The sequence below is a fragment of the Cellulomonas sp. McL0606 genome, from assembly GCF_058248365.1.
Map to the genome: position 1 here is coordinate 3,113,044 of NZ_CM177779.1, position 13,684 is coordinate 3,126,727.

General features: G+C 73.4%; 15 protein-coding genes and 3 pseudogenes. 2 read left to right on the forward strand and 16 right to left on the reverse strand.

Annotated elements, in window-relative coordinates:
- Positions 1-136: 136 nt before the first annotated feature.
- The 16 genes and pseudogenes from AC38ZX_RS15790 to AC38ZX_RS15865 all read right to left on the reverse strand — a co-directional run bounded on the left by AC38ZX_RS15790 (position 137) and on the right by AC38ZX_RS15865 (position 10,827).
- Positions 137-682: a hypothetical protein gene (locus AC38ZX_RS15790; protein ID WP_491295139.1), complete on the reverse strand. Its 546-nt coding sequence runs from the start codon at positions 680-682 to the stop codon at positions 137-139.
- A gap of 18 nt (positions 683-700) precedes the next feature.
- On the reverse strand, positions 701-904 hold the full coding sequence (locus AC38ZX_RS15795) for a hypothetical protein (RefSeq protein ID WP_491295140.1): 204 nt from the start codon (positions 902-904) through the stop codon (positions 701-703).
- A gap of 155 nt (positions 905-1,059) precedes the next feature.
- The gene (locus tag AC38ZX_RS15800; RefSeq protein ID WP_491295141.1) at positions 1,060-1,686 is read right to left on the reverse strand and encodes a hypothetical protein; all 627 of its coding nucleotides are present in this window, start codon (positions 1,684-1,686) and stop codon (positions 1,060-1,062) included.
- Between the two features lie 13 nt (positions 1,687-1,699).
- A complete protein-coding gene (locus AC38ZX_RS15805; protein WP_491295142.1) occupies positions 1,700-1,972 on the reverse strand; it encodes a DUF4242 domain-containing protein in 273 nt (90 codons plus the stop codon).
- 92 nt (positions 1,973-2,064) lie between these two features.
- On the reverse strand, positions 2,065-2,241 hold the full coding sequence (locus AC38ZX_RS15810) for a LuxR C-terminal-related transcriptional regulator (RefSeq protein WP_491295143.1): 177 nt from the start codon (positions 2,239-2,241) through the stop codon (positions 2,065-2,067).
- Positions 2,242-3,422: 1,181 nt separating this feature from the next.
- The gene (locus tag AC38ZX_RS15815) at positions 3,423-4,100 is read right to left on the reverse strand and encodes a hypothetical protein (protein ID WP_491297542.1); all 678 of its coding nucleotides are present in this window, start codon (positions 4,098-4,100) and stop codon (positions 3,423-3,425) included.
- A 142-nt stretch (positions 4,101-4,242) separates the two neighbouring features.
- Positions 4,243-4,635 (reverse strand): annotated as a pseudogene (locus AC38ZX_RS15820) (ATP-binding protein); the annotation flags it as partial.
- 23 nt (positions 4,636-4,658) lie between these two features.
- Positions 4,659-5,093: a WCX domain-containing protein gene (locus tag AC38ZX_RS15825; protein WP_491295144.1), complete on the reverse strand. Its 435-nt coding sequence runs from the start codon at positions 5,091-5,093 to the stop codon at positions 4,659-4,661.
- Positions 5,051-5,569: pseudogene (locus AC38ZX_RS15830) on the reverse strand (helix-turn-helix transcriptional regulator); the annotation flags it as partial. The gene AC38ZX_RS15825 and the pseudogene AC38ZX_RS15830, both read right to left, overlap by 43 nt.
- 89 nt (positions 5,570-5,658) lie before the next feature.
- Positions 5,659-5,973, reverse strand: coding sequence for a hypothetical protein (locus tag AC38ZX_RS15835; protein ID WP_491295145.1), 315 nt, complete (start codon positions 5,971-5,973; stop codon positions 5,659-5,661).
- 299 nt (positions 5,974-6,272) lie between these two features.
- Positions 6,273-6,464 carry a hypothetical protein gene (locus tag AC38ZX_RS15840; RefSeq protein WP_426592863.1) on the reverse strand — a complete coding sequence of 64 codons (192 nt, stop codon included), beginning with the start codon at positions 6,462-6,464 and terminating at the stop codon, positions 6,273-6,275.
- A gap of 194 nt (positions 6,465-6,658) precedes the next feature.
- Positions 6,659-7,375 (reverse strand): DUF4386 domain-containing protein, encoded by a 717-nt coding sequence (locus AC38ZX_RS15845; RefSeq protein WP_491295146.1) that lies wholly within the window; start codon positions 7,373-7,375, stop codon positions 6,659-6,661.
- Positions 7,376-7,387: 12 nt separating this feature from the next.
- Positions 7,388-7,651 (reverse strand): DUF8691 family protein, encoded by a 264-nt coding sequence (locus tag AC38ZX_RS15850; RefSeq protein ID WP_426592865.1) that lies wholly within the window; start codon positions 7,649-7,651, stop codon positions 7,388-7,390.
- A gap of 58 nt (positions 7,652-7,709) precedes the next feature.
- Complete coding sequence (locus AC38ZX_RS15855) at positions 7,710-7,844, reverse strand: helix-turn-helix transcriptional regulator (protein WP_491297452.1); 135 nt, start codon at positions 7,842-7,844, stop codon at positions 7,710-7,712.
- A gap of 199 nt (positions 7,845-8,043) precedes the next feature.
- A pseudogene (locus AC38ZX_RS15860) lies at positions 8,044-10,050 on the reverse strand (winged helix-turn-helix domain-containing protein); the annotation flags it as partial.
- A 318-nt stretch (positions 10,051-10,368) separates the two neighbouring features.
- Entirely contained in the window at positions 10,369-10,827 is a 459-nt protein-coding gene (locus AC38ZX_RS15865) for a methylglyoxal synthase (protein WP_426592867.1), read from the reverse strand.
- Between the two features lie 131 nt (positions 10,828-10,958).
- Between AC38ZX_RS15865 and AC38ZX_RS15870 the strand changes: the two genes are divergently transcribed.
- Both AC38ZX_RS15870 and AC38ZX_RS15875 read left to right on the forward strand, forming a co-directional pair.
- On the forward strand, positions 10,959-12,419 hold the full coding sequence (locus AC38ZX_RS15870) for a lamin tail domain-containing protein (protein ID WP_491295147.1): 1,461 nt from the start codon (positions 10,959-10,961) through the stop codon (positions 12,417-12,419).
- Positions 12,320-13,633, forward strand: coding sequence for a carbohydrate-binding protein (locus tag AC38ZX_RS15875; RefSeq protein WP_491295148.1), 1,314 nt, complete (start codon positions 12,320-12,322; stop codon positions 13,631-13,633). The genes AC38ZX_RS15870 and AC38ZX_RS15875 overlap by 100 nt, the downstream gene beginning before the upstream one ends.
- The last annotated feature ends 51 nt before the right edge of the window (positions 13,634-13,684 follow it).

The window sequence follows — 13,684 nt, forward strand, 5'->3', positions numbered from 1 at the left end:
TCCTCCGCCACCCCCTCTGGAGCTCGAGAACGGCAGTTCGGCACGAGAACGGCAGTTAGAGCTGCCGTTCTCGCGCCGGACTGCCGTTCTCGACGAGGGGCGCGACGACGGGCGGAAGGGTGGCTGGACCGTGGTCTCAGCCGAGGGCGAGTGTCGCGCCGAGGACGACGAGGATGTAGCCGGCGAGGACGACGAGCGCCAGGCGTGGCGGCCACGCCCGGCGGCGGACGGCGTGGGCACCGCCCTCGGCTCGCCGGACGGCTCGCCAGTCGTCGCTCAGGCGCTCGGCGACGACGGCCACGCGTCCCCGCCCGGGCTGGACGGCCCAGGCGCCCACGAACCGGCCCGCGTCGAGGATCACATTGACGCGCTCGTTGGGCACGATCGCCTGGACCGCGGCCCACGGCACCCACGTCTCGCGCAGGACGTTGCGCACGTAGATGCCGGTGGACCGCGACTCGACGACGGGCAGCACCGACCCCGCGAGGCTGAACCAGGCGAGCGCGAGCCCGACGACGCAGAACAGTGGACCGTTCAGCGAGCCGACGACCGGGTGCACGGTGCGGGAGATCCCGGCCGCCAGCACGACCAGCCCGAGCGCCACCCCGAGCGAGCCGAGCACGACCGTGGTGAGCGACATCCGCTCGCGCCAGAGGAGCTCGCCGTCCCGGAAGGAGTTCACGGGGACGTCTCTACACCCTCAGGGCAGGTAGCCGCCGAACATCCCGTCCCCCCAGGCCTGCTTGGCGGTGCCGCCGCGGTCCGACGTGTGGTGCGTCCACGAGGCGCCGAACACCCCGCCCAGCTCGCTCCACGACAGTCCGTACGCCGCGGCGAGCCGGACCTGGTAGAGGTGCGCGATCTCGTGCCGGACGACGTCCCGCGTCGTGCCGAGGCTCCCCACCAGAGCCGCGCCGCGGCGCCCCTTCTCCGGTGGTATCGCCCAGTCCGATCGCGGATGACGTCGTGCGACTCCTGTCACACCAGTTCGCGCAGGCATGAGGGCGAGCGCGCCGGATCGCCAGGCGAAGTACTCTCGCCCGGCGACCAACCGTTCAGTCATAGCTTCTCGGTCGACAGCGCACAGCTCACGGCGGGGTTGTAGTCCGCGAACAGGCCGCTCGGGTTGCGCTGCCACAGCCACACGTGCAGCGCGTAGAACGGTGGGAGCCCGTACCGGTTGCTGCCGTCGACGGCCATGAACTCCTGCCCGAAGAGCCGCGGCGGCGACGCGTGCTTGGCGTTCCAGTCGGCCTGCAGCACGACGTACTCGAGCGCCACGAGCCGCAGGCCGCCCTGCCGGGTGGGCTCGTACACGAGGGCCTCGGGCATGAGCGGGTTCTCCGTCGGGTCGGCGACGAGGTCGCCGCGCACGTAGTGCACTCCCATCGCCCCCACGCCGGGCTTGTCGATGCACTGGATCCCCGCCGCGTCCGCGAGCGGGGCGTAGCCGTCCGCCCGCGCCGTCGGCAGGGAGAAGTACTTCGCCGTCGCGGCCCCGGCACGGCCGACCGCCCGCAGGTCGATCTGGTGGCCGGGACCGTGCAGGGTGCGCATCTCGGTCATGTCACCCATGCCGCTGTGCGTGCTCTCGTGCGCACCCACCGGGGACCCGCCCTGCGCGAGCGCGACGACCCCACCGAGCGCGAGCAGGCCCGCGCCCACCGCTGCTGCTGTCTTCCACATGTCCGTGCCCCCGTCAGACGTAGAAGTAAGGGTCGAGGACGGCGACCTGCGTGATGACGTCGACCGGCAGTCCGTTGCGCACTGCCGCGCGACGGATCGACTCGGGGTCGGGCCCGTCGTAGACGCAGAAGGTCTTGGACTTGTCCTGGCTCACGTAGGAGTGGACCCACGTGACGGCGACGTCGGCATTGGTGTCGACGACGGAGCGGCAGATCGCGGCGCCCTGCTCTGTCATCGGGATGAGGAGTCCGTCGGGGAAGGTTCGCTCGACCACATAGCGCGGCATGTCGTGCTCCTGTTCGTTCGTTGGTGCTCTCGAACGTAGGAGCGGGCCGCCGCGCCCCACATCGGCACGACTGCCCAGGTTGGGCAGTGCGACTACCCAGGTTCCGGGCCGAGCCCGAGGGCCGAGGCGGCCAGCACGGCCTGCGCCCGGGTGCTCACGCCCAGCTTGCGCAGGACCGCTGCGACGTGGTGGTCGACGGTGCGCGTGGACAGGACGAGAACCTCGGCGATGTCGGCGTTGCGCAGGCCCTGCGCGAGCAGACCGACCACTTCGCTTCCCGGGCGGTCAGCTGCGCCGGGTTCTCGCGGGTGGCGGACCGTGGCCCTCGCGGGATGCCGCCTTCGCCCAGCTCACGCAGCCGCCGGCCGACCGCGGCGCTCGCCCGCACGGCGCCCATCCGCTGCAGGTCCGAGACCGCTCGCCGCAGGTCTTCCGGAACGGGACTGTCCGCCAGCGCCAGGGCGAGCGCGTACGGGCCGGCCGGCCTCAGCCCCGCGGGCCGTGACGCCCCGGTGTCGTACCCGACGCGGTCAGCCCACCGCAGCAGCGCGTCCACGACGGTGTCCGCCCCGCGGTCCAGCGCGAGCGGCAGAGCGTCGTCGACGGCCGAGACGGTCGCGGCCCGCCGCCCGGTGAGCCAGCCGACCTCGGCGCGGGCGATCGCCACCGGCGCGATGCGGGGCAGCTCCCCGGTGGGCTCGGCCAGCCGCCACGCCTCGGCGAGGACCCCGTCGACACCCGGGTCTCCACGGCGGGCCCGGGCCAGCCCGAGCACGACGAGCGCATGGATCCGGGGGGTCGTCGAGGTTCGCGGCACCCGCAGAACGGCCTCGGCGTCGTCGACCGCGTCGGACCACCTGCCCTCCGCGAGCGCGAGCCGAGACCGGTGCGCGAGAAGGTACAACCGGTCGAGTCTCGCGACCCAGCTCGCTGGCGAGCTCGAGGCCCGCATCGAGGTTGAGCCGGGCCAGGTCCAGCTGGCCGTGCTCGACCCCCATGTCTCCCAGCAGCATGCGGCCGCGGATCGCGGGCGCGAGGCAGCCGGCGCGGTCCGCACGCTCGACGGCCTGTTGCAGAGGTCCCGGCCCCTGCTCCCCGAAGGCGCACACCCCGAGCGTGACCTGGGCGTCCAGGGCAACCTCGTCGGCCCCGGCGGCGTCGGCCACCTCGACCGCCTGCCGACCCCAGACCAGCGCCTCGTCAGCCCGGCAGTCCGCCGCGCACACGTGCGCAAGGTTCGCATAGGCCCGCGCGAGCTCGAGGCCCGGGATCCCCGCCAGCAGGTCGACCGCCTGGACGGCGGCCGCGGAGCACTGCTCGGTCCGACCGGGGCACCACAAGAACGTGGACAGGTGCCGCAAGGCGTCACCCTCGCCGCGCGCGTCCCCCAGCCCGCGATAGAGCGGGACGACCTCCTCGAGCGCGGCGATGCCTGCGTCGTACTGGTCGGTCACGTAGCAGGACTCCGCGAGCCGCGAGAGCAACCGGGCCCGCTCACGCGGCGGCAACCGTGCACCGCGTGCGAGCGCGAGCCGGTACAGTGCCGCGGCCTCACGGTGGGCGCCGACGGCCGCGGCGTCGGCGGCCGCCTGTGGTGCGTGCGCGAGCACCTGAGCCGCTTCGTCGGCGGCATCCGCGTGGTAGGCGAGGCGCCCGTGGTCCGGCACACCGTCGGGGGGTGCCGACAGCGCGTGCAGCGCTCGCCGGTGCAGCCCGCGAGCACGCGCCGGGGATGTCGTCGCGGCGACCGCGAGTCGCGCGAGTCGTGCCGGAAGGCGACCGCGCCCGGCGACGGAGTGAGGACGCCCGCCTCGACACAGGTGTCGACGTCATCGTCCGACTCCTCGACGAGCTGCTCGAGCAGCCACAGCTCGCAGCCGCGCGGCGAGACTGCGACCGCCTCGAGCACCGCTCGCGCGCCGGGGCTCAGCCGCGACGTGCGCGCCAGGACGGCGTCACGCACGGTGTCCGGGATGTCGCTGCGGACGGCTCCCGCCGCCAGCACCTCGTGCACGAAGAACGGGTTGCCCCCGGTCTTGCGGTGCAGCTCGTCGGGGTCGAGGTCGTCGGCGGCCGCCATCTCGGCGACCCCCGCCAGGGTGAGCGGCTCGACCCGCAGCCGGTGCACGATCCCGCTGGTCGCCAGCTCGCCCAGGACGATCCGCAGGGGGTGCGCGCGCTCGAAGCTCGTCGTCCCGGTAGGTCAGGACCACCAGGGCCGGCACCGACGCGATCCCGCGGGCGAGCAGCCGGACGACGTCGAGCGTGGCCTCGTCGGCCCAGTGCAGGTCCTCCAGGACGAGGACGGTTCCCGGCCGCCGGACCAACGCGTGCACCAACGCGTCGACCACCTCGTGCGGCGGCCCGCCGGCCGTGGCGCGGAGCACGGCGTCGTCATCGAGCTGCCGGGCCACGTCGAGCAGGGGTCCGAGCGGCCGCGGCGTGAAGAGCGGGTCGCACGCGCCCCAGAGCACCGACCCCTGCGCGTAGGCGGCGCGGACGAGGGACGTCTTGCCTGCCCCAGCCTCACCGGATACGGCGACGACGCGGCCGGCACCGCTGCCACCGGTGACCGTCGAACTCAGCGCGACGAGGGTCTCGAGTCTCGCCGGTGCGCTCGACCAGACCCACCGTGGCCGTGCCGACCGATCGCATGCGCTCATGTTCCTCGCGCCCACCCCAGCGCTCAAGGAGCAGCCGTGCTCGCATCGAGCAGACGCCGACCGAGCGACCGCACGACGGCGCGCAGCTCCGGTCCGCCGAGCACCTCGAAGGGCACGGGGACCGTCGCCAGTCGTCCTGCGTACCAGGGCGGGTCGCTGGTGCTGCCGACCAGCCGGCACGACGAGCCGTCGATCGGTTCCAGGCGCCCGAGCTCTCGCGGCAACCACTCGGCCGCGCGGTGCGCGGGCGCCCGGACCACCACGTCGACGGCATGCTCCCAGCCCACCGCGAGGTGCGCCTCGACTCCGCGACCGCATCGAGGTCCGGCGGTGGCTCGAACGTCTCCGGGAGCAGCTCGACCCGGGCGACCCGATCGACGCGGTAGGCACGCGTGGCGTCGGCCGACGGCGAGTGGCACAGCAGGTACCAGCGACCGTGCCGGACGACGACCGCCCACGGCTCGACCTCCGGCTGCCAGGTGTTGCCGTTCTGCGACCGGTACGTCAGCCGCACCCGGGTGCGCGCCGAGCAGGCCTGCACCAGCACGGTGGCGATGGACGGGTCGGGTCGGGCCGCCGCCCGGTCGGGTGCGGGCGCCGCGACGTCGCGCACCGCACGGACGGGCGCGGCGACGGACTCGGGCAGCGACCGCACGATCTTGCCGAGCGCGGCGCCGACAGGCTGGTCCGGGTCGTCGGCGTCGTGGTGCCCGTCCAGCACCGCCATCACGAGCGCCAGCGCCTCGGCGGCCGTGAACACGAGAGGGGGCGGACGCAGGCCCCGGCCGACGCGGTAGCCGCCGTACGGCCCGCGGACCGACACGATCGGGATGTCGGCCTCGCGCAGGGTCGCGACGTAGCGCCGGGCGGCACGCTCGGAGACGCCCAGCCGCGCGGCGATCCGCTCCGCGGAGATCCCCGGGCTCGCCGAGATGGCTCGAGCGCCGTCAGCGCTCGCGCCGTCGGGTTCGGGTCACCGGCCACGCTCCTCGCCTTCCGGACGCACAACGTCCGGAACTCACCCTAGGGCGCGAGGCGGAACAGCGCCGGGCCGACGACGAGCACCCGGCGCACCTCCAGCCCTTCGTAGAAGCGTCGGCCCACGCATTGCAGGGACCAGGCGTGCCGGCGGCACAGCTCCTCGGAGGACCACACCTGCGCATAGCCCCAGCCGGGCGCGTCCAGGCGCGCTCCGTTGACCTCGCCCATCACCGAGACGAACCGCTCGTCGGCGGCGCCATCGGTCGGGAGCGGGCCGATCGGGTGCACGACGGCCCAGACCGTGGACCCGGGGACGGGGAGGCGGTGGTGCAGCGCGGGCGACGCGGTGGTGGTCACGACCTCCAGTCTCGACGCCGGTGACGAACGGGACGCGGACGGGATCGGAACAACCGGCGACGACACGGCGCTCGGCGCCGGCGCGGTCCGATCGGGTCTTTCGGCCCTGACCTGGGCGTCCGCACGGCGGGACGATCGAGATCATGAACGCACCGTGGTGGAGGCCGAAGAACGACCAGCAGCCGACGCAGGGGGTGCAGTCGGCGGCCGACGAGGCCGACGACGACCTCCTCCCGCCCTTCTTCGACTGACCTTCTTCGACTGACCTTCTTCGACTGACCGACGTCGACTGAGGCCGTTCAGGCCGCGCCGTCGAGCTGCCGGCGCCGGAAGTCGTCGGCGATCTGCTGGGCCTGGGCGCTGATCAGCTGGACGTAGTCCGACAGCAGCCGCTCGACCCGCGCCGGCTCGGCACCACCGTTCGCGGCGCGGCTCCAGAGCCGCCGGGCGATGGCGATGTCCGCATCCGACACTTCGACGCGCAGGTCCATGTCACAAGGATCGCGCACCCCATGACGGGCCAGCCAGGCCGTCGGTTCAGTCTCAGCCGCTCATTCAGCCGTTGGGGTGCGGCGACCACGCGGGCGGCTCAACGACGCTGACCCGGGTCACGACCGATGTGTCGGCAGTCGGGGGACGCCGCAGGTCCGGCCCCTCGCTCGAGGGGCCGGACCGGGTCGGACGATCAGACGAGATCGGCCGTGATCGGCGACGGACGGAAGCCCTTGAACGCCATCCACAGGCCGACCGACAGCTCCCACAGCGCGACCGGGAAGGCCGCGACGGCGGCCGGCGACGAGAACTGACCGAAGGCGCCGAACATCGTCGCGACGTCGGAGGCGAGCAGCAGCGGGGCGCCGATCAGACCGACCAGCGGGATCACGCGGGGCACCAGGTGCGACCGGTACATGAGCGATCCCAGCAGCAGGGCGTTGACGCCGGACAGGACGCCCGGGCCGACGAGATAGGCCCAGGTGTGCAGGGCCACGAGCGCGTCGCCGGTGGTGCTCAGAGTCGCCGCCTCGCCGCCGGCCTGCCGCAGCGTCACCACGGCGAACAGGCTGACCACGCCGAGGACGAGGCCGGCGGCCTCCAGCGTCCTGCTGCCGACGAAGGCGAGCGCGACGCCCTCGCTCTGCCGCCGGACGACCGGGAAGAGCGCGACCGCGGTGCCGATGCCGGCCAGGGCGCACAGGACGTCGAGGACCAGACCCAGCTGGACGCCCGCGACGCTGCCGGAACCGAGGATCCAGCCGTGCTCCAGCGCGGGGCCGTACAGGGCCCGGGCGGGGATCGAGGTGACGAAGGTGGCCAGGTAGAGCCAGCCCGCGATGCGCGCGGTCCGGCGCAGTGTCGAGGCCTTGGCGGAGGTCGGGGTCTGCGTGCGTTCGATGGTGGTCATGGCGTGCTCCTGTCAGAGGTTCGGGTTCAGAGGTTCGGGCGAGGCGTCGATGCGCGACACCGAGACGAGGGGCAGCCCCACGTCGCGCACCTTCTGGAGCAGCCCGTGCAGGGCTGCCTGGTCGAGGACCGGACCGCGGACGACCGTCGTCCCGTCGACGTCCTGGGTGAGCGTCAGCCCGTCGAACCAGGCCGACCATCGAGGTTCGAGGTGCCCTTCGAGGCGGATCTCGTACCGCTGGCCGTCGTGCGGTTCGCTGGTTCGGGGCTGGCTCATGACGGGAAAGTAGGAGCCGAGGTGGTGAGCGCGGATCACCACATGTGGTGATCTCTGCTCAGGTGCCGGTGGTCCCCAGCAGGTCGAGCTCCTCGGCCCGGCGCACGGCCGCGCGACGGCTGTTCACGCCGAGCTTGGCGTAGATGCTCTTGGTGTGGCTGCGCACGGTGTGCAGGGAGACGACGAGCTGCACGGGCGATCTCCGGGCCGTCCAGGTCCGACCGCAGCAGCCGCAGGACGTCGAGCTCGCGCTCGCTGAGCGGGTCGACGAGCGGCTGTCGCACGGGGCGTTCGCCGAACGCGGCCAGGAGCCGACGAGCCGCCGGGGTGCCCTTCGCGAGCAGGGCGGCCAGCGGGCGGCCCTCGTCGGCGAACATGCGGACGTAGCCCTCCGGCGCCGCCAGCGCGACGGCGCGCTCGACGGCCTCCGTCGCGGCCCGGCCGTCGCCGCGAGCCTGCTGGGCGAGGGAGAGCTGGACCAGGATCTCGAGCGCGCTGCCGGTCCGGCCGCCGCAGTCCGCGGCCGCCAGCAGGCGTTCGAGCAGCCGCACGGCCTGGTCGCGGTCCCCCGGCGAGGCGGCCAGCAGCCGCGCCAGCGTCAGGTGCTCGAACTCGCGCAGGTAGACCAGGTCGTCGTCGGCGGACAGCCCGCGCCCGTCCGCCCAGCTGCGGGCGCCGGCGAGGTCGCCCTGCCGGATCTGCACCCGCGCCCGTACGGCAGCGATCGGGTGGACGTCGGGGAAGAAGTCGGGGACGTACACGCGCTCGGCGTCGTCCAGCAGGGTCAGCGCGCCGTCGAGGTCGCCCGCGCTCTCGCGGATCCGGGCCATCGCCACCCGCGACCGGTACGGGTTCTGCGGGAGCCCCAGGTGGTCGCCGAGGGCGTCGCTGCGGGCCAGGTCGTCCTCCGCGGCCGCCAGGTCCCCGCGCTCGCGGTGCACACCGGCCAGGCCGACGAACATGTCGGCCGCACCGCGCAGCGCGGGGCCGGCGAGCGCCAGGGCACGCTCGTACGTCCGCTGCGCGTCGCGGAGCCGTCCCTGCGCGAGCCGGATGTCGGCCATCGCGACCGCGCAGCCGAACGTGTCGGCGAGGTGCCCGGCGCGTTCGAGGCTCGTCGCCGACTCGGCCCGCTTCCGGTGCCCGGCCTCGAGCTCGCCCGTCGCCCAGTACGCCAGCCCGAGCAGGCCGGCCGCGGCACCGCGCACCAGGTCCGCGTCACCGGCGTTCTCGAGTGCGCTCTCGGCCGACGCGATCGCCGAGGTCACGTCGCCGAGCGCGAGCCAGTGCGCGGCGCGGTAGAGAGCGAGCAGAGCGGGCATCCTGGCGAACTCGACGTGGTCCAGGACGGTCATCACCGATCGGTCCGCACCCGGGTCGAGCCAGCGCTCGGCGTCCCGCAGTCGTTCGTCGACGTCGTCGAGGTGGCCGGTCGACAGCAACGCTCCGGCGTAGTGGACGCTCAGCACGGGCCGCATGCGCAGGACCGGCTCGGGCAGCGCACGCAGCCAGCCGAGCACCGTCGCCTCCTGCCGCTGCCGGCGCATGGTGGGCACGGCGAGCTCGACCAGGTCCGCGGCGCGGTCGACATCGCCCGCCGCCAGGGCGTGGCCGACGGCCTCGGCGACCGCACCCTCGTGCGCGTACCAGGCGCTCGCCCGGCGGTGCAGCTCGGGCAGCCGGTCCGGGTGCGCCTCGAGCAGGCGCGCGCCGAGCACGTCCGCGAACAGCCGGTGATAGCGGTACCACTGCCGGCGGTCGTCCAGCGGGACCAGGAACAGGTTGGCGCGGTCCAGGGCCTCGAGCATCGACCTGCCGGTCGGTTGCCCGGTGACCGCGTCGCACAGCGGTCCGGTGAGCCGGTCGAGGATCGAGGTCTGCAGGAGGAACGACTGCACCTGCTCCGGCTGGCGGACGAGCACCTCCTCGACCAGGTAGTCGACGACGTACCGGTCGTCGCCCGCGAAGCCCGCGATGAATCCGCCCGCGTCGTCGCGGCCCTGCAGGGACAGGGCCGCCAGCTGCAGCGCGGCGATCCACCCCTCGGTGCGCGCCTCGAGCGCAGCGGTGTCGGGCGCGGTCAGCCGCAGCCCCATCGACCGGTTGAGGTAGGCGTCGACCTCGTCGGACGTGAAGCGGAGGTCCGACGCGCGGACCTCGACCAGCCGGCCGGCCGCCCGCAACCGCGCCATCGGCAGCGGCGGGTCCGTGCGGCCGGAGATGACGAGGTGCAGCCGCTCCGGCAGGTGGTCGAGAAGGAAGGCGACGGCCTCGTGCACGGCGGGCGTCTCGACCAGGTGGTAGTCGTCGAGCACGAGCAGGACGTCGTGCGGCGTCGCGACGAGGTCGTTGAGCAGCACGGCCAGCACCGCCTGCGTCGGGGCGCCCTGGGCGAGCATCGACCCGGCGGTCTCGCCCACGCCGGGGACCGCCGTGCGCAGGGCGGCGACGACATACGTCCAGAACCTCGTCGGGTCGTTGTCGTCGCGGTCGAGCGAGAGCCACGCGACGTCCCGGGACGACGCCCACTGCGCCAGCAGCGTCGACTTGCCGAACCCGGCCGGCGCGGAGACGAGCAGGAGCGCGGACTCCGCGCCGCGATCCAGCCGCTCGGTCAGCCGCGGCCGGTCGACCAGCGCGCCGTGCGCCCCCGGGACGTACAGCTTGGTCGCCAGGAGCGGGCCCAGCTCGACCTCACCGCCCGTCACAGCCGGAGTCTAGGGCGCCTCGTCGGGGGGACCCTCCCAGGCGCGGGGGCTGAGGTCGGGTCGCGTGCCCTCGTAGTCCCCGGCCAGCAGCGGGGAGGAGATGATCATGTCCGCCGTGGAGACGTTGCAGGCCATGGGCACGTTCCACACGGTCGCGATGCGCAGGAGCGCCTTCACGTCCGGGTCGTGGGGCTGCGGCTCGAGCGGGTCCCAGAAGAAGATGAGCATCGAGATGGTGCCCTCGGCGATCCGCGCGCCGATCTGCTGGTCGCCACCCACCGGCCCCGACAGGAACCGGTGCACGGGGAGCCCCAGCTCGTACTCGAGCATGGTCCCGGTGGTGCCGGTCGCGTAGAGCACGTGGTGCGCGAGCGTCCCGCGGTTGTACTCGGCCCACCGCAGGAGCTCGACCTTCTTGTTGTCGTGCGCGACGAGCGCGATGTGGCGTGGGCTGCTGGTTGCGTCCATGGCACCTCCCGGGGGCTCCGCCCAGTGTGGCCCACCGGGAAGAACAGAACACGTCCTCCGCACCCCTGCTGTTTGCCCGCCGTTGTCCGTGACGTCCCGATCTGTACGCGCGACGTCGACAGACTCGGACCGTGAAACGTGGCCTCCCGCGCGCCGTCGCGCCCCTTGCCGTCCTGACCACCCTGAGCGCCCTGGCGATCGCCTTGCCCGCAGCGGCGCAGGCCGACGCCGCACCGCAGGTGCGCATCACCGAGTGGATGTACAACCCGGTCCACTCCTCGGGCGAGTACATCGAGCTCACCAACCTCGGCGCGGCGCCCGTGAGCCTGGCAGGCTGGTCGTTCGACGACGACAGCGAGACGCCGGGGACGGTGCCGCTGGACAGCCTGGGCACGCTCGCCGCCGGCGAGTCCGCCCTCGTCACCGAGTCCGCGGACGCGAGCTTCCGCAGCGAGTGGGCCCTGGGCGCCGGCGTCAAGATCCTCGCCGGCAACACCACCAACCTCGGGCGTGCCGACGAGATCAACCTCTTCGACGGTCCCGACGCCGTCGCGAACCTCGTCGACCGCCTCACCTACAACGACCAGGGCACCGGCACCGTCAAGGGCCCGCGCACGCAGGGCGTCGCCGGCATCCCGACGAGCGCCGCCGCGCTCGGCGCCGACGACCCGTCGCAGTGGCAGCTGTCCGCCGTGGGCGACGTCGAGGCGTCGTGGGCGTCCAGCACGGGCGACATCGGGTCGCCGGGCACCAGCCGGTTCGCGCCTGCCCAGCCCGACTGGACGCACATCCGCATCAACGAGGTGTCGTCGGACAACGGGAGCACCCCGGTCGGTGACGCGGTCGAGCTGTACAACAGCGGCAGCGCCGACGTGAGCATCGCCGGCTGGTTGCAGATCGACAGCGGCGCGGCCGGCGCGGCCACCGCGTTCTCGGCGAAGCTCCTCGACGGCACCGCGACCACCGTCGTCCCGGCGCGCGGCTTCGTCTACCTGGCCTCCACCAAGGGTCTGGGCAGCGGCGGTGACGGTGTGAAGCTCTACCTGCCCGACGGCCCCAACGGCACCGCCGGCACCCTGGTCGACTCGGTGACCTACACCGCCGGGCAGGCGGGCACGGACGAGACGAACCCCATCGGGTCCGGCTCCTACGCCCGCTGCCCCGACGGGTCCGGCGACTTCGTCTCGGTGACCACCAAGAAGCTTCGGCGCGTCGAACGCCGCCGCGTGCCAGACGCCCGTGGGCGGCGGGACGGGAGGCGGCGGCACCGGTCCGACCCTGCCCTGCCAGCCCGAGGCCCCTTCCGGGACGGGTTCGCTGCCGGCCACGGCGCTCACCCCGACCGCCTGGCCCGGCTCGGCCGCCGTCACCGTCGCGGACGCCCAGTGCGCGTGGACGACGACCACCGGCCCCGAGGGTCGGGACGTCAGCGGCCTGGTGTTCGACCCGAGCAACGCGAACGTCCTCTACTCCGTGAAGAACAAGAAGCTGGGTGTTCCGCCTGGTCAAGCAGGGCGGCCTCTGGGTCTCCGACACGAGCAACGGCTGGGCCGCGGGCAAGGAGATCTTCTTCCCCGGCAGCACCGACGTGACGACCAACCAGCCCGACTCCGAGGGCCTGACCGTGGGCCAGGACGGCGCCCTCTACGTGACCACCGAGCGCAACAACGCCGCCAACACCAACCCGCTGAACTCGATCCTGCGGTTCGACCCGGCCCAGTCCGGCACGCAGCTCGTCGCCACCGACCAGTGGGACCTGACCGCCGAGTTCCCCGAGCTGCACGCCGGCAACAAGACCGAGGCCAACCTCGGGTTCGAGGGCGCCACCTTCGTGCCGGACAGCTACCTCGTGGCCAACGGGTTCGTCGACGCCTCCACCGGCCTGACGTACAAGCCCGGCAGCTACCCGCTGCACGGCACCGGCCTCTACTTCGCGGCGCTCGAGAACGACGGCAAGCTCTACGCCTACGCCCTCAACAGCGACCACACGTTCCACCGCGTGGCGGTCGTCAACACCGGCATGGGACACGTCATGGACGTGCAGTACGACGCCGACGCGCAACGGATCTGGGCACTGTGCGACAACACCTGCGGCGTCGCCTCGACCGTGCTCAAGGTCAGCTCGACCGGCGCGATCGTCCCCGAGGTCGCCTACAGCAAGCCGGCCGGCCTGCCCGTGGACAACCTGGAGGGCTTCGCCATCGCGCCGAGCTCGACCTGCGTCGGCGGGACCAAGGAGGTCGTCTGGTCCGACGACGGCGTCTTCGGCACCGGCCCGGGCACGCCCGGCGAGGGTCACGCGCTGTACAGCGGGCGCGTGAGCTGCGACCTCGGCCTCGGCGCGCAGGGCGTTCCCGGACCGCCCGCGTGGGACGCGCACAAGGTCTACAACACGGGCGACAAGGTGACCTACGCGGGCAAGGTGTTCCGGGCGCAGTGGTGGACCTCCGGCGAGGTGCCCGGCTCCACCGCCACCGGCTCCTGGGAGGAGCTGGCGACGGCCGCCGACGGCACCGCGGTCTGGACGCCCTCGCGGGTCTTCACCGCGGGCGACGTCGTGGTCGACAACGGGAAGAAGTACAGGGCCCAGTGGTGGACGCGCAACCAGGTCCCCGGCGCGGTCGGTGGGCCCTGGACCGAGATCCCGGCGCCGGTCCCGGCCGGGTCGTTCCCGGCCTGGAGCGCGGCCACCGTGTACGTCGGCGGCGAGACGGTGACCTACCTCGGCCACACCTACCTGGCGCAGTGGTGGACCACCGGCACCGCCCCCGGCACCCCGTGGACGGCCTGGAAGCTCATCGCCTGACACGACTCGACCGGAGGCCCTCTCGCTCAGCCGAGCGCGGGGGCCTTCGCA

Excerpts from the sequence above, each read along its gene's own strand:
- AC38ZX_RS15800 (WP_491295141.1), bottom strand. The coding sequence starts at position 1,686 with ATGTGGAAGACAGCAGCAGCGGTGGGCGCGGGCCTGCTCGCGCTCGGT.
- AC38ZX_RS15805 (WP_491295142.1), bottom strand. The coding sequence starts at position 1,972 with ATGCCGCGCTATGTGGTCGAGCGAACCTTCCCCGACGGACTCCTCATC.
- AC38ZX_RS15840 (WP_426592863.1), bottom strand. The coding sequence starts at position 6,464 with ATGGACCTGCGCGTCGAAGTGTCGGATGCGGACATCGCCATCGCCCGG.
- AC38ZX_RS15845 (WP_491295146.1), bottom strand. The coding sequence starts at position 7,375 with ATGACCACCATCGAACGCACGCAGACCCCGACCTCCGCCAAGGCCTCG.
- AC38ZX_RS15850 (WP_426592865.1), bottom strand. The coding sequence starts at position 7,651 with ATGAGCCAGCCCCGAACCAGCGAACCGCACGACGGCCAGCGGTACGAG.
- AC38ZX_RS15865 (WP_426592867.1), bottom strand. The coding sequence starts at position 10,827 with ATGGACGCAACCAGCAGCCCACGCCACATCGCGCTCGTCGCGCACGAC.